This is a genomic window from Acinetobacter pragensis (assembly GCF_001605895.1).
Lineage (GTDB): Bacteria > Pseudomonadota > Gammaproteobacteria > Pseudomonadales > Moraxellaceae > Acinetobacter > Acinetobacter pragensis.
Genome location: NZ_LUAW01000025.1, coordinates 54,049 through 74,240 on the forward strand (window position 1 = coordinate 54,049; position 20,192 = coordinate 74,240).

Sequence of the window (20,192 nt, forward strand, 5' to 3'; positions counted from 1 at the left end):
TTTTAATTCGAATTATTTCGCCCTTAAAGTTAACAATCTTGTAGGGTCTTTGTAATTTAGACTTTGGTCGTTAAATTTTGATCAAATTTCAACGGCTTTACACGGATGGGGTATCATAAGCCTAAGATTTTACTGCTCTGGGCAATATGAACAGCTGGCTTATCATGGGGGTGCTGGCCCTCTATATCGCACTCTTATTTATTTGCGCTTTTTTTGGCGAGAAGCACGCCAGCAGGCTCAGCACCCGCGGGCGCATGCTGCTGTTCAGCTTAACCCTTGGGGTTTATTGCTCTTCTTGGACGTTTTACGGCGCCACTGGCGCAGCCGTGCGCGAAGGCATCATCTTTCTGCCCATTTATTTAGGGCCTTTGCTGTTTGTCGCGCTGGGCTATGACATTTGGCGCCGTTTAGGCCGTGTCCGCCAGCATCATGCTATTTCATCCATCGCCGATTTTGTGGCGGCCCGTTACGGCAAAAGCGGCCCGCTGGCGTCTTTGGTCACGATTTTAGCCGTCATCGCCATTATTCCTTATTTGGCTTTGCAGCTGCGGGCCATCGCGCTCAGCGCTTCGGTCATTTTAGATTCGCCGACAGGCATCAGCAGCACCACCAACGGCGTGCTGTTCCTGACCGGCATCTTGGCCATTCTGGCCATGATGTTCGGCACACGGCAGATCGCCAATACCGAGCAGCATGGCGGCTTAATGCTGGCGGTGGCATTTGAATCTTTTGTGAAGCTGTTTGCTTTGCTGGCCGTGGCTTTCTTTTTTGTGTTTGAAGCGCCGGAGAACATTCATCAAATCAGCGCAGACATCAGCTCAACTTTTCATGATGTGCAGCTGTTTGGCGTCCCTGAAAGTTTCTGGATTCAAACCTTGCTGGCGGCATTAGCCATCATCTGCCTGCCGCGCCAGTTTCACGTGGCTGTGGTGGAACTGCGGGATGAAAAGCATATCCGCGGCGCGCGGCGCTGGTTTGCCGTTTATCTGATTTTAACCATTATTGCCATTATCCCGATCGCCAGCTGGGCATTGCATGCTGCGCCCGCTTATTTAGCCATTCCTGACGTTGCCGTGCTGTCTTTACCGCTCAGCTATAATCAGGACTGGCTGACTCTGCTGGCCTTTTTAGGCGGTTTTTCCGCCTCTACCGGCATGCTGCTGGTGTCTTCTGTTGCGCTGTCCATCATGCTCAGCAACGATTTAATCATGCCGGCCTTGTGGCGCACCAACCTGCTGTCACGCCATGACAAGCGCCTGCCGCTGGTGCTGAAATTTACCCGCCGCGTGTGTATTTTGGCCGTCATGCTGCTGGGATTTTTGTTCTTCCACTTTTTTAATGATATTGATCAGCTGTCCGTTTTTGGCCTGCTGGCGTTCAGCGCAGTCGCGCAGTTCTCCCCTGCCCTGATTGGCGGCCTGTACTGGCGCGGCGGCAGCAAGCAAGGGGTATATGCAGGCTTACTGACCGGCTTTGCGCTCTGGGCTTACACCCTGCTGCTGCCCACCGTGCTGCGCAGCCTGCCTGAACAGTTTAAGGTCTATACGCAAAACTTTTTGAACTATGGCCCGTTTCACATTGGCTGGCTGCGCCCCGAGGCGCTGCTGGGCTTTGAATCCTTTGATCCGTTAACGCATGGCGTGGTCTGGGCGCTAGGCTTGAATATTATTTTATATATTTGGGTTTCTCGAATTTTCCGCCCCAGCATTGCTGAGCAAATTCAGGCCGAAAGCTTTTTCTATTATGAAACCAAGCCGCTGCCGTCTCACAATACCTCCAATGACATCAATTATTTACATCATGATGTGGCGCGTTTAAAAGTCGGCGATCTGATAACACTGGCAAAACGCATTACCGGAGAGGGCGCAGCCACCCGTGCGTTCCAGCAGTTCTGCATGCAGAATAACGTCAGCCTGAATGAAAACAGCAGCGCCAACGGCATGTGGTGGCGCTTTACCGAGCAGTATCTTGCCGGCACCATTGGCGCAGCTTCAGCGCGTACACTGCTGACTACGGCTATGGTGAACAATGGTTTGGCTCTAGGCCAAGTCGCCAATATTTTGGACCAAGCCTCTCAATGGCAGCGCTTTAACCAAAACCTGATCATGACCATGATTGACCACATGACCCAAGGCGTCAGCGTGGTGGATGAGAACATGTGTCTGGTGGCATGGAATAATCAATATTTAAAATTGTTTGATTATCCTAAAGATATTGTTTATGTCGGCTGTCCAATTGCGGATTTGATCCGCTATAACGCAGAACGCGGCGAATGCGGCCCCGGCTCAGTCGAAGAGCATGTGCGTAAACGGATTCACTGGATGCAGGTCGGCAGCTCGCATGAATTTGAACGGATCCGTAAAGATGGCCGTGTGATTCAAATGCGCGGCAACCCGATTGAAGGCGGCGGCTTCGTCACCACCTTTGCCGATATTACCGCTTTCCGTGAAAATGAAGCCGTATTGGAAGGCCGCGTGCAGGACCGTACCCAGCAGCTGGCCAATGCCCTGTCAGAGCAGCAGCTGGCGCGAGAAGCAGCGGATAAGGCCAACATGTCAAAAAGCCGCTTTATTGCGGCAGCCAGCCATGACCTGCTGCAGCCGATGCATGCCGCCCGGCTGTTCAGCACCGCGCTGGAACAAAGCGTGCAAAGCGATGAAGACCGTCAAACCCTGCAGCAGCTGGACCGCGCATTGCACGGTGCAGAAAGCATGCTGTCCGCCCTGCTGGATATTGCCCGCTTAGAAGGCGGCACTATTCAGCCGAAGCGCCAGTCCTATCCGCTGCACGATCTGCTCAGCGATCTGGAACTGCAATTTAAATCCATTGCTGCTCAGCGCGGCATTAAATTCAGCGTGCACGATGCGCAGTTCTGGATTGACACTGATCCGCAGTGGATCCGCCGCATTATTCAAAACTTTGTCAGCAACGCGCTGCGCTACACCGCCCGCGGGCGTGTCGTGGTCGGCGTGCTGCGCGACGCCGGAAAACCGAACCATATCCGCATCGGCGTGTGGGATACAGGCCCCGGCATTGCCGAAGAGCAGCGCATTAAGCTGTTCCAGGAATTTGAACGCTGCGGCCATACTTCCCCTTGGGGCGAACAAGGCCTCGGGCTGGGCTTGGCGATCGTGCAGCGCATGACCAGCCTGCTGGATTATCCGGTATATGTGTACTCAGAACTGGGCAAAGGCTCATGCTTTATGATTGATGTGCCGATTGTGGAAGCGCCGAAGGTAACGGCTGCGCCAATTCAAGCCGTGCCGCTGAAAACCAAGGCCTATAAAATTCTGTGCTTGGACAATGATGAAACCATTCTGGAAGGCATGTCGACGCTGCTGACCAAATGGGGCTATCAGGTGTTTAAAGCCACCGAGCCTGAGCAGGCCATCGAAATGCTGCAGCAGGAAAATATTCAGGTCTGGCTGGTCGATCAGCACTTGAACAATAACAAAGTCGGTTTGGATTTTATTTTAGCGAACCGTCAGGAAAATGTTCCTGTAGCATTGATCACTGCAGATTCAGACCCTGAATTGCCGCAGCAGCTGAAGGAGCTGAACATTGTGCTGCTGAGAAAACCGCTGAAACCGGCGTCACTCCGCTCATGGCTATCTGGCCTGAAAATCTCCGGCAGCTGATATATCTCTGAGTGTTAAATAAGCAAATTTAATACTTAAATGCCCAATTCATTCACATGAATTGGGCATTTTTATTTCTGGACTGCAGAATAATTTCATGAACTGGCATTTTATTTTTTGCGATAGGCAAAACACACCAAAAATGCGTCAGCATATAGGTCGAAAACTAGCCAAAAATATCAAATCCGCTTTTCCTATGGCAAAAGTTCACCATTACTGAGAGCCAACAATTGCATACTTTCTTACAATTTTAAAAGTTGCTGTTTTTAATAAAAATATTAGGATAAACAACACGATTTAATACTTTAGTCGTATATTTATCCACCTTGGTTCCAGCCTACATATAGTGCATGACGTGATCAGTTTTGCTGCAGCATATGCAGCGCATACTCCATTTCCATATTGAAACTGATCTGCCGCCCCAACCGGAGTTGAACTATGAATATTTCTGAAACTGTCCCGCATGGCATTCACCGTACCCAGCAATTTCACCGTGAATACGGCGCCAATGCCCTGCTGCCTGAAATTCATTGGGCGGATATCTTTAAATTCAGCAAACTGGACGATACCCACCTGCAGGCGCTGGACACCCTGTACCAAGCTGCCGTGCCTTTAGCGCTGCAGGTCTTTGATGAACTGAATTTTGACGTTTTTGCGCCATCAGCCTACGAGCCTCAAGGCCTAGGACTGTTTGACCGTTTAGCGCAGCAGGAAGAAAAGCTGCTGCAGCGCTTAGAAACCGAATCTGAAGATCTGAATGAAACCGCCCGCCACCAAATTTGGAGCATGTTGTTGCGCGGCGGCGCTGTGCTGGTATTTAAAGCCTGGCTGGGTAAAGTCAAAACCGGTCAGGACCAGCTGGATACATCGCAGTTTGATGAACTGTCCGATCTGCTGTTTATTAAAACATCACCCTTTGAATTGGCGGAACGCCTAGGCATCGAAGCGGATTCAGCTCAGGACCACATTTTTCTGATGTACGGCAATGATGTGTATCTAGACCGCTTTAACAGCTTGGAAACCGCTGCGCTGTTTGTCGACTTGGGTGTCTATGACGCAGCGTTCTTAAGCCTGCGCGATGACCGTGTCGCGGAATATTTAAAAGCCAAAGGCTATGTGACGGAAGAACAGATTGATGAACTGCAGTGCGCTTTAAACCCGCTGTTCTGTACTGATCTGACGCCTAAACAGAACTATATCGCTTAGGCGGCTTAGCCCGCACACAAAAAAAGACCTCACAGGAGGTCTTTTTTATTGCCGCTGAATTCAGCTTACATTTTCCGTTCTTCAATATTCAGCGCATTAATCGCCAGCACTGCCTGAGTACGGTTCTGAACGCCCAGCTTACGGAAAATTGCAGTGACATGGGCTTTAATGGTCGCTTCTGAAACATCCAATTCATAGGCAATCTGCTTATTCAGCAAGCCTTCCGCCACCATCATCAGGACACGGAACTGCTGCGGTGTCAGTGACTGAATACGTTCAGCCAAAGCGGTTTCATCAGCTGCGCGCGGGTCAAAGCTGACGTTGGCCGGCAAATTCGGCGGCAGCCAAATGTCGCCTTCCAGCACTTGGCGGATCGCTTCACCAATATGGCTTGGATGCGCCGACTTAGGAATATAGCCCATTGCGCCATGCGCTATGGCGCGCTGAATAATTGAGGTTTCTTCATGCGCTGAGACCACAATAATCGGTAAAGACGGATACTGTGCACGAACATGGACCAATGCAGAAAAGCCTGATGCGCCCGGCAGGTTTAAATCCAAAAGGACTAAATCCGGTTCAGGGCCATTTTCCAAACGTTCATAAAATTCATTTACTGCCGCAGTCTCATGAATTTGAGCTTGCGGTAAACTGTAACGCACAGCCTGAATTAAAGCATGACGGAACAGCGGATGATCATCAACGATTAATATATTCATAAGCAGCGTGAAAGATCTTGTGCACAGTAGCCCCTATTCTAACCACACATGAGGCTTTAAGGATATGCAAGTTATAACTATTTTTTTATGAACTTGCGGTTTTACCGCACAAATTATTCGGTTTATCTTCATTTCATGAATTATTCAATTTAAATCTTTTTTTCTTATAAATTTTATCTGCGGATGGAAAATCCTTATCAGAATCCAATATAAAATTAAAATTCAATCAATTAGATATTAATAGTTATTCAATATTTCACATAATCTCATATATCTCTAAAACAGATAACTTTTAGACTTTTGCTTATTTTACAGGAATAAGCAGGTTCAGGATTAATACAAGGCATTCCGAGCTAAACCCTATTTTTAGGTTCAAATATGTCAAATTCAAATCAACAAAAACCGCTGAACATTGTTGCTGTATCAGGCGGACTCAATAACCCTTCAAAAACTGAAGCGCTGGTTCAAGCAATTATCAATGAACTGGGCGAAGCTACGCCGATTCATGTGCACTTCATTAAATTCAGTGAAATAGGCCATTTATTGGGCGGCGCGATTTACCGCAATCAATTGCCGCAGCGGGTGCAGGACGATCTGGCCGCAGTAGAAGCCGCGGACGCCCTGATTGTCGGCACGCCGGTATACCGTGCGTCCTTTACGGGCCTATTCAAGCATTTTTTTGATTTTGTAGAACAGACCGCTTTGGTCGATGTGCCTGTGCTTTTGGCGGCTTCTGGCGGCTCAGAACGCCATGCGCTGGTGCTTGAACATCAATTGCGCCCGCTGTTCAGCTTTTTCCAAGCGCAGACCCTGCCAATTGGCGTGTATGCCACCGACAAAGACTTTACCCCTGAATATACCATTCACAGTGAACTGCTCCGTGACCGCATTACGCTGGCTGTTGCACGCGCACTGCCTGTAGTGGAATGGGCGCCTGCCAAAGGCCAGCGTGCTGAAGCTGTGAAGGAAAAATCACAGCAGGCCAATCAGAACTTAGGCATCAATAAGCAAATTGAGCAAGAGGAAGTGCTGCCGTCTGCTGCCGTGCCAAGCCTCGATGCCGCCGAAGCGCGCCTGCACAGCAAAAAACCGAAAACGCAAGTGGCTTAACTTTTATAAGAATCCGGAGGGTACAGCCATGTCACAGCAAGACCGCAATATCACCTTTGCCTATTGGGTGCCAAATGTCAGCGGCGGCCTCGTGGTCAGCAATATTGAGCAGCGCACCGACTGGAGCTATGACTACAATGTGCGTTTAGCGCAGACCGCAGAACAAAACGGTTTTGATTATGCCTTAACGCAAATCCGCTTTACCGCAGGCTACAATGCTGAAAATCAGCATGAATCGGTCAGTTTCAGCCACGGCATTTTAGCCAAAACAGAACGGCTGAAAGTCATTGCTGCGATTTTGCCTGGCCCTTGGAAACCGGCGCTGGCCGCGAAGCAGCTGGCAACAATTGACCATCTGACCAATGGCCGCATTGCGATTAATGTGGTCAGCGGCTGGTTCCGCGGCGAATTCGACGCCATTGGTGAAGAATGGCCCGAACATGACCAGCGCTATGCCCGCTCGGAAGAATTCATCTGCAGCTTAAAAGGGGTCTGGACACAGGATAATTACAGTTTTGATGGAAAATATTACCAGTTTAAAGACTACACACTCAGTCCTAAGCCATTGCAAAAACCGCATATCGAAATTTTCCAAGGCGGCAGTTCCCGCGCGGCCCGCGACATGGCATCCCGGGTATCGGACTGGTATTTCACCAATGGCAATACGCCTGAAGAACTGAAAAAGCAGATTGAGGATATCCGCGAAAAGGCTAAGGCCAACGACCATCAGGTCAAAATTGGCGTGAATGCTTTTATCATTGCCCGAGATACCGAAAAAGAAGCGCAAGCCGTGCTGCAGGAAATTATAGACAAAGCCAATACGGAAGCGGTGCATGCCTTTGGCGATGCGACCCGTGAAGCAGGCGCCGCCACGGCAGAGGGTGAAGGTAACTGGGCGAAATCAACCTTTGCAGATCTGGTGCAATATAACGATGGTTTCCGCACCAACTTGATTGGCACACCGCTGCAAATTGCCGAACGGATTGTGGAATTGAAAAATGTCGGTGTTGATCTGATTCTGTCTGGCTTCCTGCATTTTATTGAAGAAGTCGAATATTTCGGTGAAAAAGTTTTGCCATTGGTACGTGAACTGGAGGCGCAGCAGCAGCGCGTCCCGGCTAAATCGGCCTAGGCTCAGCTTGAGTTAAGCTCACAGCACTTAAATAACCATGAATTAAAATAAAAACAGGAAAGCCGCAATTGCAGTTTCTTCCCTCCAAGGCTCGGCTTGGAGGGATTTTTTATGCGCCATTCCATTCAAAATCAGCCTGATTTACATTTTTTATAACCTATTGAGTGAATCCAAAAGAGAAATTTATGCTACTGCGCTTAAAAGCTATACCCTCAATTACTCATGAAAAAATAAAAGCGTCCGCCTACAGCAGCAGATGCTTGATTCACGGTTCCATCCGCTTCACAGAGCAGGCATCAATTTGCCAAACCTCGCAGCGGGGCTATCTAAATTGCCTTTACAGTGCGGCTTTTTTCATTTTATTGTCAAAAAATCATCTATTCTGAATATGCTGAAAAGATAGCCGAGCATTCATTTTAAATTTACAATACAAACGCTGTCATAAAAGAATGGAAAGGAACACATGTACACCGGCATTGTGCAAGGCTTAGAAAAAATTTTAGACATCCGCCAAGGTGAAGGCTTCATCACCCTCGTCATTTCTAATGATCGTGATTTTTTTCATGACGTTTTTATTGGCGCCAGCGTTGCCGTGAATGGCACTTGCCTGACAGCCACCCATATCGATCTGCCCGCCAATCAAGTGCATTTTGACGTGTCAGACTTGACCCTGAGCCTGACCACACTGGGCGGCCTGAAAACAGGGGATGAAGTCAATATTGAACGCTCGGCTAAAGTCGGCGCAGAAAACGGCGGACACAACCTGTACGGACACATTGAAGGCACAGCCAGTGTCAAAAATCTGACGCGCTCAGGCGAAACATTGCATATCGATCTGCATATTCCAAACGGCAATATTAAATATTTCTTTTTAAAAGGCTTTATTGGCCTGAATGGCTGCAGCCTCACGGTCAATCGTGTTGACCGTGCAGCGCAGGAAATCTCAATCGATTTAATTCCTGAGACACTTCGCCTTACGACTTGGAAATCGGTTCAGGCCGGTGACCGCGTCAATTATGAGATCGATCAAATGACCCGAACTCTGGTGGATACTTTAGAAAACATTCATCAGCGTTAAATCTGGCAGATCTCTGGCAATAAAAGCAGCCAGCTATTTGAGGCATGCAGCCTATCTAATAAGGCGCGCACGTATTTCCGGAAAAGTGCATTGTAGCTTCATCTAAACCTGCACCGAACTCTGCAATGCATTTGCCAGCTGCCGGTAAATAGCAAGTTTTACATTCAGGCGCTTTGCCCCCACGGGTTTATTTGACGGGGGCTGGTTTCAATTTTGCAGAAACCGTAGCCAGCAATGAAGCATGATGGTTCGATTGAAGCCAGCAAAGCTCAGCCATGAACGCGCTAAAAAAAGTGAGCAGTCGCCTCCTCTTCAGCATGGCTGGTTTGAAAAGCGTTTTCCCACCGCAGCTTATGAATAGAAACTCGGATCTGGCACTTTACCGGTCAGCACCCACTCTCCAATTTCCTGATATTTATAATCCACAGGATCATGCAGCGTCTGTGTGCGCACATTGCGCCAAAAGCGGTCGAGATTCAGTTCGGCCGTGGTCGCCCGCGCGCCCATGACTTGGAAAATATTTTGAGTAATATTTAAAGATGCGCTGGTTGACGCAATCTTCGCTGCAGCGATGGCAATTGACACTTCGCCGCGCTGTTCAGCTGTTAAGGCTTCGCCAATCTCCCAAGCGCGCTGCAAGGCCTGAACCGCTTTTTGCGCCAGCAGGCGGACACTTTCCAGCTGCACATAAAAATCTGCAAAATGCTTTTGCGTGAACGGGTCATTCGCAGCTTTTTCAGCTAAAGATTTCGACCAGGCCTTTTGAGTTTTCACCGTATCAACTGCGGTTTGATAGGCGCCTTCAGCAACGCCCAAAAACAGATGCACAAAAGTCAGCTGCGCAATTAGCGGCCGCAAGCTGGAGTATGGCGTGCTTAAAGGCCCAGGATTCAGCAGCAATTCATCTTTGTGAATTTTCACCTGTTCAAAATGACTGGTTCCGCTGTCGGTTTGCCGCTGCCCCATATTGTTCCAGTCGCCTAAAAAGCTGACCCCTTCACGCGCTGTCGGAATTACGCCAATCAGCAGTTTTCCAGCATCGTTAAATCCAGAGCACAGCAAAATGTCCGAGTCCATCGAGCCTGAACAGAAGCTTTTATCGCCGTGGAAGATATACGCGTCATCAGACACGGCCGCAGCGGTTGTACGGCGGTCCAACGGGTTCAGGGTATTGCCCCAGAACAGCTGCTCTTCAACTGTTTGCTGAAACCACTTTCCGTATTGTTCCGGCTGCGAAAACAGCTGCACTGTGGCGATCAGCAGGTGATGAAAGCCATAGACATGCGCCAATGAGCTGTCCACGCGGGCAATAATCTGCACGGTTTTGAAAATGGTGCTCCAGTCTGCTCCCTGTCCGCCAAATGAAGCTGGAATAGATAGCCCCAGCAGCCCGCTTTGGCGGATCAGATCACGTTCCTGCTTCGGATTTCCGCCTTGCTTGTCGCGCGCTGCCGCAGTTTGCGCAAAGTTTTCTGCCAGCTGCTGGGCTATCGCCAGCGGATCTGCGGTCAATGACGTAGGAGCATTCATAATTTCATCTGATTTTATTTGTATTTTTTGAGCTTAGCAGAGCCTGCCGGCAAGGCATATCTGAATGCCTGCTGTGCTTATTCCTAAAATAAAAATGCCGCCTGAACAGTGCATGCGGCATTTCTAGGAGGACGGTTTATTCTTTTGGATATACTGTGGCAATTAAGCTGTCCACCACTTGCGGTTCAGCCAAGGTCGAGGTATCTCCGAGAGTATCCAGTTCATTGGCCGCGATTTTACGCAAAATGCGGCGCATGATTTTACCTGAACGGGTTTTTGGCAGCGCCGGCGCCCAATACAAGGCATCCGGTGTCGCCACTGGACCTAAAATCTTGCGTACCCAAGCCACCAGCTCCTCACGCAACTCTTCAGACTCCGCAGTGCCCGCCTGCAAAGTGACAAAGGCGCAAATCCCCTGTCCTTTAATTTCATGCGGCATGCCAACCACAGCCGACTCCGCCACCAGCTCGTGCGCAACCAACGCGCTTTCAATTTCAGCGGTGCCCAAACGGTGGCCAGAAACATTCAGCACATCATCAACCCGGCCCGTAATCCAGTAATAACCGTCCGCATCACGCCGGACCCCATCCCCTGTAAAATAAGTGCCCGGATAGGTTGAAAAATACGCTTCAATAAAACGCTCTGGATCGCCCCAAATCGTCCGCATCTGCCCCGGCCATGAATCCTTAATCACCAGATTGCCTTCTACAGCGCCGTCCAGCTCTTTGCCGTCCGCATCGACCACCGCAGGCTGCACGCCAAAAAATGGTCGGGTGGCAGAACCCGGCTTCAACGCCGTCGCGCCAGGCAGCGGGGTGATCATGTGGCCGCCGGTTTCCGTCTGCCACCATGTGTCTACAATTGGACAGCGGCTTTCCCCCACCACGGTGTAATACCAGTTCCATGCTTCAGGATTAATCGGTTCCCCGACTGAACCCAGCAGGCGCAGGCTGCTGCGGTCACTTTCCCGGACAAAGGTATCCCCTTCGCGCATCATTGCACGAATCGCCGTCGGCGCGGTATACAGAATCGTGATGTTGTGCTTGTCGACAATATGGCCTGTGCGCGCCCAAGACGGATATTGCGGCACCCCTTCAAACATCACCGTCGTGGTGCCGTTAGACAAAGGCCCGTACAGCACATAAGAATGGCCTGTGATCCAGCCGACATCCGCCGTACACCAGAACACATCATCTTGCTTTAAGTCAAAAACTTCACGGAACGTGCAGTTGACATAGGTCAAATAGCCGCCTGTGGTATGCAGCACGCCTTTCGGCTTGCCCGTCGAGCCTGATGTATACAGAATAAACAGCGGATCTTCCGCATTCATCGGTTCTGGCGGGCAAATGTCGTTCACAGACATGATTTCCATGTGGTACCACAAGTCACGCTCAGGCTTCATCTCTATGGAATTGCCGGTACGGTGCACGACAATCACATGCTGTACCGAATCTGTACCCTGAATCTTCAAAGCCGTATCAACATTTTCTTTCAGCGGAATCGGCTTGCCGCCGCGCATGCCGCAATCCGCGGTAATCACCACCTTGGCTTGGCTGTCATCGATCCGGCTGGCCAATGAATCCGGCGAAAACCCGCCGAATACCACGCAATGCACTGCGCCGATTCGGGTACAGGCCAGCATGGCAATCGCGGCTTCCGGCACCATCGGCATATACATCACGACACGGTCGCCTTTACCGACGCCATGCTTTTTCAGCACATTGGCAAAACGGCAGGTTTCATCATGCAATTCTTCAAAAGACATAATTTTATGGCGTGAAGGATGATCACCCTCCCAGATAATCGCGGGCTTATGCGGATGTTCTTTCAGATGGCGGTCCAGGCAGTTAGCGCTGACATTCAGCTGTCCATCGGCAAACCATTCAATTTTAAAATTGTCTTTGTCGAAATTGGTATTTTTAACTTGTGTAAAGGGCTTAATCCAATCAATTTTACGCGCCTGCTCCGCCCAGAATTCATCCGGCTGCTCGACAGACTGCTGATAGCGCTCGAAGTATTCTGACTCCGAAATACGGGCGGTTTTTTTAAAGCTTTCAGGTACAGGATAGATTTCATTCATAATGGTACTTCCTTGATTTTTTTCACCTCATCACGAGATGCATGCCACGTTTTTGGTTTTATATTTCTGCATTGCGCCAGTATGGCGGTTAATTTTCGAGCGCATCAATGATGCTTTGGTCGTATTTTAATCATTCTATTTAAAACATAGGGTTGGGGCAAAATTCAACCGTTTCCTGTCTAATTTCCGTATCTGAACCGTTCAATAACACTGTCTTTGGCTTTATATTTAATTTTATAATAGCGCTGAAATTTTATACCGCGCATCATTCGGCGCAACCCAACACCTGACTATTGACTGGCTCAGCCCATGAATTCACACGATTCCTCTCCGTTTTTCTCCCGCAGTCCGGTTTCCGCAGCAGACCGCCCGCTGTCAATCAAAGGCCGGTTTGGCCGTTTAAGCTTTATCGGCTGGTACGGATTTTTAAATATTATCAGTTTCTTCGCTTCAATCGCTTTCAGCTTGGCGGTCGGCATCTTCAATCTTGGCACCATGACTTTGGACAATCAGTTTATTGATATGCTGAGCGGCATGGCAGGACTGGGCTATATCGCGCTGCTGGTGTTCTATATCTATTTTTATATCGTCATCACTGCGCGGCGCCTGCACGATTTAGACAAATCCGGCTGGATGATGCTGCTGATGCTGCTGCCACTGATCAACGTGTTTTTTATTCTGTATCTGCTGCTGGCGTCCGGCACTGCAGGCTTCAACCGCTACGGCGCGCCGCGTCCCGCCCTGTTTTGGGAAAAACTGCTGGCATGGCTGATGATCATCCTGGCGGTACTGAGCATTTTTTCGGCCGGCAGCGCTGTGTCTTATATGATGGGCAGCGGCGAATTGGAAACACCGCAAGAAATGGTGCAAAAAGGCACCGCCTACTTTTAAAGCGCTTATGCCTGTTTGCATAAAACATATCAATTCATTGCATTTTGTTTCTTATTTTTCCGCAAAATTTCAGGCAAAATAGCCCAAAATTTATTTAACAATTCGGAACCCACGTGGCTGAAAAAGAAAATGCTTTGAGTGATGTCACCCAAGGCACCACCCAGCTTTTACAAGAAGCAACTGAAAAGACTGCACAGACTGTATTGGCGCATACCGCAAAATATAACGATGCATACAGCACCATCGACAAATTTGTAGATGGTTTTTGGGAACGCGTTCCCTACCTGTGCATTGCTTTAGTGGTATTTACGATTTTTATTCTGCTGGCAAGGCTGTTCAAATTCTTTGTCCGTAAAACACTGGCTGAAAAATCCTACACCAAGCAAAATTTAGTTCTGGTGCTTAACCGCGTCGGCAGTTCAGCCATTATGTTTTTTGGCTTTCTGATTGCGATGGTTATCGCCATTCCGGGTTTTACGCCGGGTCAGCTGATGAGCGCACTGGGGATCGGTTCGGTCGCCATCGGTTTTGCATTTAAAGATATTTTCCAGAACTTGCTCTCTGGTATTTTAATCCTGCTGAGCGAACCCTTTAAAATTGGCGATGACATTATTGTCTCGGGCATGGAAGGCACAGTAGAAGACATTCAAATCCGCGCGACCTTCCTGCGGTCTCCGGACGGACGCCGCATTGTGATTCCGAACGCAACGGTTTATACCAGCGCAGTCACCGTCAATACCGCGTACCCGCGCCGCCGCTGTGAATTTGTGGTCGGCATTGGCTACGAAGATGATGTGCAGAAAGCCAAAGACATCATTATGAAAATTTTGGACAAAGATTCAACTATTCTCAGCCAGCCGGGATTCAGCGTGAACGTCAGCGCGCTGGCCGACTTCTCCATCAATTTGACTGTCCGCTGGTGGGTAAATACCTCTGAAACCACCACTTCGGGCTCTATCAGTGAAATTCAGGAACGGGTGATTCATGCCTTTAATGACCAAGGCGTTTCAATTCCTTACCCAGTTCAAGAAGTGAAAATTTACCGCGGTGAAACAGCAGCGGCTGAATCAAGCGCTAAATAAACGTCCCAGCACATAAGGGATCACCGTCTCTGTACGGATAATACGGCTGCCTAAGCTTACCGCTTGGCAGCCGTTTTTTTTCAGCAGCTCAATTTCATAGGGAATGAAGCCGCCTTCAGGGCCAATGATGATGGTGCAGCTGTGCGCGATGCCTGCCGGCATTTTCTGCAATTCATAGGGATGCGCCACATATGCGGGGCAATCCGAATGAATCATCAAAGGGAGCACATCCTCAACAAAAGGCTTAAAGCGCTTGTACAGTTCTATTTTTGGCGCAACCGTGTCGCCGGCCTGCTCTAAACCCAAATCAATATAATGCTGCAGCTGCTGCAGAAACGGTGTTTGCCAATAGCTTTTATCTACACGGTAACTGTGCAGCAGAATGATTTTTTCCACCCCCAAAGTGACGCTGTCCATAATTAAACGGCGCAGCACTTTCGGGCGCGGCATGGCGACAATTAAAGTGACAGGCAATTTTGCAGGAATAGCCTCTTCAGCAATAGGTTTCAGCTGAATCTGCTGTTCAGTCACCGAAAGCACTTCTGTCAAATAGCGTTTGCCTTCACGGACACCGACTTTCAGTGTATCACCTGCCTGTACATCCACATGTGCGCGCAGGTGCTCCAGCTGGCGTTTGGCGCTGATGCTCCAAAGTTCAGATTCTGTTTGACGCGGGTCAAGAAGGACAATGTTCATAAATTATCTCTATTACCTCCTGTGAAATACGCGTAAACGTCATCCACAACCGTTCGAGGCAAATCTGCATGTGATATATAAAGTTTATGCTGGATCTTTGAAAAAATCGCTATCTGGCCAGTTTTATAGATGACAAATGGTTTTGTTACTTTTACCAAAACAAAAATAACATCGGGACTCCGAGCGATGAATCTATAATAACAAGACTCCGCCGTTCCCATTTTTTACAGCAAAATGTATTTTTAGACAGCCTTATAGATACTGGTCAATCACCTGAATATGCTTTTGCAGCGACCCGGTATTTTTTTGCATAATCTGCTGCGCGGCCGCATTCAACGCCTGCGCTTTCTGCGGATTTTCCAGCAATTCAAACAGCACTTGCGCAGCCTGTTCTGCATCCTGAACAATTTCTACACCGTTGACTGCCACAAACTCATCAACAATGGTTTGGAAATTAAAATAATTCTTGCCCAATACTGTCGGCACATACAGCGCAATCGGCTCTAAAATGTTATGCCCGCCGCCCGGTTCATTTAATGAACCGCCGACAAAACAGGCTTGACTTAACGCAAGCCACAGCCACAGCTCGCCCATACTGTCCGCTAAATATATTTGCGTATCCCGCTGTATACTTTGACCGAGGCTTCTGCGCTGCGTGCTTAACTCAAGCTTTTCCGCCATTGCAAACACTTCGTCAAAACGCTCAGGATGACGCGGCACGACAATGCACAGCAATTCAGGATGCTGCTGCAAATAAGGCTTTAACGCGGTTAATAATTTTTGCTCTTCCGGCGCATGCGTGCTGACCATCGTGATAATTTTCCGGCCCGCCAATGCCCAGTCCTGCTTCAGCTGCGCGGCCTTCCCGACAAAATGCGCAGGCGCATGAATATCAAATTTAATGCTGCCGACCACTTGGCTATGCGCGGGATCTGCGCCCAAATCTATAAAACGGGATAAAGCGGCTTGATCCTGCACCAGCACTTGATTCAGCCCCTGCAGCATCGGGCGGCTCAAGCTGGACACTTTGCCATAGCCTTTGGCGGATTTCTCTGACAAACGCGCGTTTATCAGCAAACGCGGCACATTCAGCTGCTGCGCCTGATCGATTAAATTCGGCCAAAGCTCTGTTTCAACCAAAACCAGCATCTTCGGCTGATATTTTTGAATAAAACGGCGGACTAAAGAGGCCTGATCGGCAGGTAAATAGACGGCCTGAAACAGCGGCTCATACGGCACTTTTAAGAAGAGCGACTTGGCTCGCGCCTGTCCGGTTTTGGTGGTATTGGTGACTAAAACGGCATGGCCCGCTTTTAAATAATGCTCAATCAGCGGCTGGGCAGCATTGGTTTCCCCTACAGAAACCACATGAAACCAAATAGCATTCAAATTTTTAGCGGGCTGAAACGGCCCAAAACGCTCTAGGCATTCTTGCTGATATTGCGCATCATTGTCTGCACGCTTTTTAATGCGCGAGCGATACAGAGGCTTAATAAGAAAAAGTGCCGCGTTATACCAAAAAGGAGTAGCCAAATAATTTGCCCTGATGCCGATTGCTTCGGCAGAATATATCAGAGCATTATCCACATGTTAATGGATAATGCCTGTTTGCTGTTGGATTAATGCTGCACAAGCTCATGAGCGGATTGATCCTGCAGGCTCGGGTAGTCGATATAGCCGGCTGCCGTCTGCACCCCGATCATATTGTCAAAGATCAGTTCATTCAGCGGCGCATCCTGCATCAAACGTTCGAATAAGTCCGGATTGGCAATATAGGCCTTCCCGAAAGATACGGCATCGGCTCTGCCAGAAGTCAGCATATTGACAGCATCCTCACGGCTCAGCTTCATATTGGCAATATAAGGCACACCGCCTGAACGCGTTTTCAGATATTCACTGATACTGTCATCGGCCAAATATTCACGGGTGAAGAAAAACGCGATTTTGCGCTGTCCCAGCGCCTCTAAAGCATAGCCGAATGTTTCACGTGGATCATTATCGCCCATATCGTGCTCATCGCCGCGCGGCGCCAAATGCACACCTACGCGCCCCGCACCCCAAACCTCAATTAAAGCATCCATGACTTCTAGCAGCAGGCGCGCCCGGTTTTCGACTGAGCCGCCGTATTCATCCTCACGATGATTGGTTGAGCTCTGTAAAAACTGATCAATCAGATAGCCGTTGGCCGCATGCAATTCAACTCCGTCAAATCCGGCGTCTTTGGCCCGAATGGCGGCCTGTTTAAACTGCTCAACAATCGCTTTAATTTCCGCAATTTCTAAAGCGCGCGGCACCACATAATCACGTTTTGGACGCAATAGGCTGACCTGCCCCGCCTGCTGAACATTGCTGGCAGAAACAGGCGTTTCTCCCTGCAATAAATCTGGATGAGATACGCGGCCGACATGCCACAGCTGCGCGACAATCAACCCGCCGCGCTCATGCACAGCGCCAGTCACGGCTTTCCAGCCTTCAACCTGAGCATCCGTAAATAGTCCCGGCGTATTCAAATAGCCATTGGCTTCTTCAGAAATAACTGTGGCTTCAGAAATAATTAAGCCCGCACTGGCGCGCTGCGCATAATGCTCTGCCATCATCGGTGTCGGCACACGGTCATCGGTTGCGCGGCTGCGGGTCAATGGCGCCATCACCACACGGTTTTTCAGGTGCAAGTCACCTAAAATTAAAGGAGAATTCAGTTCAGCCATATTCGTCTCTTCCCTCACTGATGATTTAAAGTGAGTTTTGCAAGTAATCAATATATTGCTGAATAAGCGCTTCGTTGCGGGAAAAATAAGACCATTGGCCATATTTTTCGGCTTGAATCAGACCCGCCTGCTGCAGCACAGACAAATGATTTGACATGGTGGATTGAGAGACATTACCGAGTTTCTCGATATTCCCTGCGCACACACCGCGATTAAAGCCGCCGCATTGCTCTTCTGACAAAAATTGATTGGGGTTTTTAAGCCATTCTAAAATCTGCCGGCGAGTCGGATTTGCCAAAGCTTTAAAAATTAAATCGATATCCATAATTCAGACAGGTTTAATTAACAAATGAAAGAAACAGCGCAAAGCCCTATTCAGCATCTGAATACAATATATCGCATTTTTTCGATTTTAATATCGATTTTTTTAGATATATCGAAAAATGCTTTCAAGAGCTTTGTTTTTTAAATAAATTTAATTAAAGGCCTTGCTTTAGGCTGGCCTCAATAAATTTATCCAGGTCGCCATCCAAAACCGCGCCGGTATTTGAGCTTTCGACATTGGTGCGCAAATCCTTAATGCGCGAATCATCTAAAACATAAGAGCGGATTTGACTGCCCCAGCCAATATCTGACTTGGTATCCTCCAGCGCTTTGGCGGCATCATTGCGGATCTGCATTTCACGTTCATAGAGTTTTGCACGCAATTGCTTCCACGCATGGTCACGGTTGGCGTGCTGCGAACGCTGGTTCTGACATGCCACTACAATACCAGTTGGCGCATGCGTTAAACGCACAGCGGAGTCGGTTTTGTTAATGTGCTGGCCGCCCGCACCCGATGCACGGTAAGTATCTGTACGGACATCGGCAGGGTTAATGTCAATTTCAATATTGTCATCCACCTCAGGCGATACAAATACCGCAGAGAACGAGGTGTGGCGGCGGTTGCCTGAGTCAAAAGGCGACTTGCGCACTAAACGGTGCACGCCGGATTCTGTGCGCAGCCAGCCATAGGCATACTCACCTTCTACACGGATGGTTGCAGATTTAATGCCCGCTACATCGCCGTCAGACTCTTCCATCACTTCGGCTTTGAAGCCATGACGCTCGATCCAGCGCAAATACATGCGCAGCAGCATAGACGCCCAGTCCTGCGCTTCTGTGCCGCCAGAACCCGCTTGAATTTCCACATAGCAGGGATTCGGATCCATCGGGTTGCTGAACATGCGGCGGAATTCGAGTTTCGCCAGCTCAGCTTCCGCTGTATCCAATTCAGCCTGAACATCGGCCAATAAGCTTTCGTCATCAGCTTCAACCGCCAAATCCAGTAAAGCCTGAGCATCTTCCAGCTGGGCTGACAAACCTTCAAGTACGTTCAGTACATTTTCAAGTTCGCCTTTTTCTTTAGCCATCGCCTGCGCGCGCGCTTGGTCATTCCAAATAGCAGGATCTTCCAGTTCACGCAGAACCTCTTCTAAACGCTCTTTCTTCAGATCGTAGTCAAAGATACCCCCGTAGTGTTTGACCACGGTCGTTTAAGTCTTTTAGCTGTAATAGATAAGGATTAATTTCCACGTGAAATACTCTCAAACAAAAATTGGGCTTTAAATAGGTGGCAATTATATCACAGACCGTTTGCGCAAATTCAGCCGCATTTTTTTGACGGTTTAATTTTACATTAAAGCATAAAATATAAACAATACAATCACTTAATAAAAATTATGACATTTTTTTTACAACAACAATGTTTTGGGGAAGTTTATGAAAAAACATTACTGGCTTTGGGCCTCACGTTAATTGCATCTTCAAGTTTTGCCTACAATGGTCAAATTGATGGCGGATTTACCTATTTTGACTATGATGATGACATCACTGACAGCTCAGGCGCTTTCGATGTAAAAGGCACGCTGTATTTCAATCCGGTCAATGCAAAAAATGGCCCGCTGAATGAAGCCGCTTTCTTAGGCCACAGCAGCAATGCTTCTTTGGCTTATACTTACGGCTATTGGGAAAGCAAAAATATTGCCGGCGCAGAGCAGGACAACAAAAGCAACAACATCAGCGCAGGCATTGAATATTTTATGAACAGTTTTACTTTGGMMSWAATAATTTCATTTCAGTATGTACGCTGCCCAGCATTGCCTGGGCTTCGTTTTTACTTAGGAGCAACAAATATGGATCCACGAAGTGAAGTTGTTCTTCGGCAGCAGGACTATCTGACAGGCGCTGTGCTTTTTGTCAATGCGCCTTGCGATGAACTGCACACAGAATTGCCGCCTCAAATCAATGCACAATTTTGGACGTGGAATTACAATGAATTTCTGT

At 48.6% G+C, this 20,192-nt stretch carries 16 protein-coding genes; 8 read left to right on the forward strand and 8 right to left on the reverse strand.

Annotation, left to right across the window (positions count from 1 at the left end):
• The first annotated feature begins 146 nt into the window (after window positions 1-146).
• Together AZH43_RS11840 and AZH43_RS11845 are read left to right on the forward strand one after the other, a co-directional pair.
• Window positions 147-3,638: a PAS domain-containing hybrid sensor histidine kinase/response regulator gene (locus tag AZH43_RS11840; protein WP_067669947.1), complete on the forward strand. Its 3,492-nt coding sequence runs from the start codon at window positions 147-149 to the stop codon at window positions 3,636-3,638.
• 438 nt (window positions 3,639-4,076) lie between these two features.
• Window positions 4,077-4,844, forward strand: a complete 768-nt coding sequence (locus tag AZH43_RS11845) for a hypothetical protein (RefSeq protein WP_067669949.1) — start codon at window positions 4,077-4,079, stop codon at window positions 4,842-4,844.
• A 65-nt stretch (window positions 4,845-4,909) separates the two neighbouring features.
• Here the strand turns inward: AZH43_RS11845 and AZH43_RS11850 are convergent, their stop codons facing one another.
• Complete coding sequence (locus tag AZH43_RS11850) at window positions 4,910-5,560, reverse strand: response regulator (RefSeq protein WP_067669951.1); 651 nt, start codon at window positions 5,558-5,560, stop codon at window positions 4,910-4,912.
• A 378-nt stretch (window positions 5,561-5,938) separates the two neighbouring features.
• Here AZH43_RS11850 and msuE point away from each other — a divergent pair, with 378 nt between their 5' ends.
• The 3 genes from msuE to AZH43_RS11865 all read left to right on the forward strand — a co-directional run bounded on the left by msuE (window position 5,939) and on the right by AZH43_RS11865 (window position 8,880).
• Entirely contained in the window at window positions 5,939-6,670 is a 732-nt protein-coding gene (gene msuE, locus AZH43_RS11855; protein ID WP_067669953.1) for an FMN reductase, read from the forward strand.
• A gap of 28 nt (window positions 6,671-6,698) precedes the next feature.
• The gene (gene sfnG, locus AZH43_RS11860; RefSeq protein ID WP_067669955.1) at window positions 6,699-7,802 is read left to right on the forward strand and encodes a dimethylsulfone monooxygenase SfnG; all 1,104 of its coding nucleotides are present in this window, start codon (window positions 6,699-6,701) and stop codon (window positions 7,800-7,802) included.
• A 463-nt stretch (window positions 7,803-8,265) separates the two neighbouring features.
• Window positions 8,266-8,880, forward strand: coding sequence for a riboflavin synthase (locus AZH43_RS11865; RefSeq protein WP_067669957.1), 615 nt, complete (start codon window positions 8,266-8,268; stop codon window positions 8,878-8,880).
• 351 nt (window positions 8,881-9,231) lie between these two features.
• Here AZH43_RS11865 and AZH43_RS11870 read toward each other — a convergent pair whose 3' ends face one another.
• A complete protein-coding gene (locus AZH43_RS11870; RefSeq protein ID WP_067669959.1) occupies window positions 9,232-10,410 on the reverse strand; it encodes an acyl-CoA dehydrogenase family protein in 1,179 nt (392 codons plus the stop codon).
• Between the two features lie 136 nt (window positions 10,411-10,546).
• Window positions 10,547-12,490 carry an acetate--CoA ligase gene (gene acs / locus AZH43_RS11875; RefSeq protein WP_067669961.1) on the reverse strand — a complete coding sequence of 648 codons (1,944 nt, stop codon included), beginning with the start codon at window positions 12,488-12,490 and terminating at the stop codon, window positions 10,547-10,549.
• Between the two features lie 309 nt (window positions 12,491-12,799).
• On the opposite strand from acs, the gene AZH43_RS11880 reads away from it, so the two are divergent.
• Together AZH43_RS11880 and AZH43_RS11885 are read left to right on the forward strand one after the other, a co-directional pair.
• A complete protein-coding gene (locus AZH43_RS11880) occupies window positions 12,800-13,381 on the forward strand; it encodes a DUF805 domain-containing protein (protein ID WP_067669963.1) in 582 nt (193 codons plus the stop codon).
• A gap of 113 nt (window positions 13,382-13,494) precedes the next feature.
• Window positions 13,495-14,463 (forward strand): mechanosensitive ion channel family protein, encoded by a 969-nt coding sequence (locus AZH43_RS11885; protein ID WP_067669964.1) that lies wholly within the window; start codon window positions 13,495-13,497, stop codon window positions 14,461-14,463.
• Here AZH43_RS11885 and AZH43_RS11890 read toward each other — a convergent pair.
• The 5 genes from AZH43_RS11890 to prfB form a co-directional block, all read right to left on the reverse strand.
• Window positions 14,449-15,159, reverse strand: a complete 711-nt coding sequence (locus tag AZH43_RS11890; protein ID WP_067669966.1) for a 16S rRNA (uracil(1498)-N(3))-methyltransferase — start codon at window positions 15,157-15,159, stop codon at window positions 14,449-14,451. The genes AZH43_RS11885 and AZH43_RS11890 overlap by 15 nt on opposite strands.
• A gap of 252 nt (window positions 15,160-15,411) precedes the next feature.
• Window positions 15,412-16,692: a 3-deoxy-D-manno-octulosonic acid transferase gene (locus AZH43_RS11900; RefSeq protein WP_067669980.1), complete on the reverse strand. Its 1,281-nt coding sequence runs from the start codon at window positions 16,690-16,692 to the stop codon at window positions 15,412-15,414.
• A gap of 86 nt (window positions 16,693-16,778) precedes the next feature.
• On the reverse strand, window positions 16,779-17,867 hold the full coding sequence (locus tag AZH43_RS11905; RefSeq protein WP_067669970.1) for an alkene reductase: 1,089 nt from the start codon (window positions 17,865-17,867) through the stop codon (window positions 16,779-16,781).
• 25 nt (window positions 17,868-17,892) lie between these two features.
• Window positions 17,893-18,192, reverse strand: coding sequence for an ArsR/SmtB family transcription factor (locus AZH43_RS11910; RefSeq protein WP_067669972.1), 300 nt, complete (start codon window positions 18,190-18,192; stop codon window positions 17,893-17,895).
• Window positions 18,193-18,346: 154 nt separating this feature from the next.
• Window positions 18,347-19,442 (reverse strand): peptide chain release factor 2 gene (prfB, locus tag AZH43_RS11915; protein WP_106386939.1). Its coding sequence is split into 2 segments (ribosomal slippage): window positions 18,347-19,369 and window positions 19,371-19,442, totalling 1,095 coding nucleotides; the frame shifts between segments, so codons are not numbered across the junction.
• A gap of 146 nt (window positions 19,443-19,588) precedes the next feature.
• On the opposite strand from prfB, the gene AZH43_RS18895 reads away from it, so the two are divergent.
• Window positions 19,589-20,192, forward strand: a 604-nt coding sequence (locus AZH43_RS18895) for a putative porin (RefSeq protein ID WP_406564624.1), incomplete at its 3' end; no start/stop codon positions are given.

Bases quoted from the DNA above. Each gene is read 5' to 3' on its own strand.
- AZH43_RS11840 (WP_067669947.1), top strand. From the start codon at position 147: ATGAACAGCTGGCTTATCATGGGGGTGCTGGCCCTCTATATCGCACTC.
- AZH43_RS11845 (WP_067669949.1), top strand. From the start codon at position 4,077: ATGAATATTTCTGAAACTGTCCCGCATGGCATTCACCGTACCCAGCAA.
- AZH43_RS11850 (WP_067669951.1), bottom strand. From the start codon at position 5,560: ATGAATATATTAATCGTTGATGATCATCCGCTGTTCCGTCATGCTTTA.
- msuE (WP_067669953.1), top strand. From the start codon at position 5,939: ATGTCAAATTCAAATCAACAAAAACCGCTGAACATTGTTGCTGTATCA.
- sfnG (WP_067669955.1), top strand. From the start codon at position 6,699: ATGTCACAGCAAGACCGCAATATCACCTTTGCCTATTGGGTGCCAAAT.
- AZH43_RS11865 (WP_067669957.1), top strand. From the start codon at position 8,266: ATGTACACCGGCATTGTGCAAGGCTTAGAAAAAATTTTAGACATCCGC.
- AZH43_RS11870 (WP_067669959.1), bottom strand. From the start codon at position 10,410: ATGAATGCTCCTACGTCATTGACCGCAGATCCGCTGGCGATAGCCCAG.
- acs (WP_067669961.1), bottom strand. From the start codon at position 12,490: ATGAATGAAATCTATCCTGTACCTGAAAGCTTTAAAAAAACCGCCCGT.
- AZH43_RS11880 (WP_067669963.1), top strand. From the start codon at position 12,800: ATGAATTCACACGATTCCTCTCCGTTTTTCTCCCGCAGTCCGGTTTCC.
- AZH43_RS11890 (WP_067669966.1), bottom strand. From the start codon at position 15,159: ATGAACATTGTCCTTCTTGACCCGCGTCAAACAGAATCTGAACTTTGG.
- AZH43_RS11905 (WP_067669970.1), bottom strand. From the start codon at position 17,867: ATGGCTGAACTGAATTCTCCTTTAATTTTAGGTGACTTGCACCTGAAA.
- AZH43_RS11910 (WP_067669972.1), bottom strand. From the start codon at position 18,192: ATGGATATCGATTTAATTTTTAAAGCTTTGGCAAATCCGACTCGCCGG.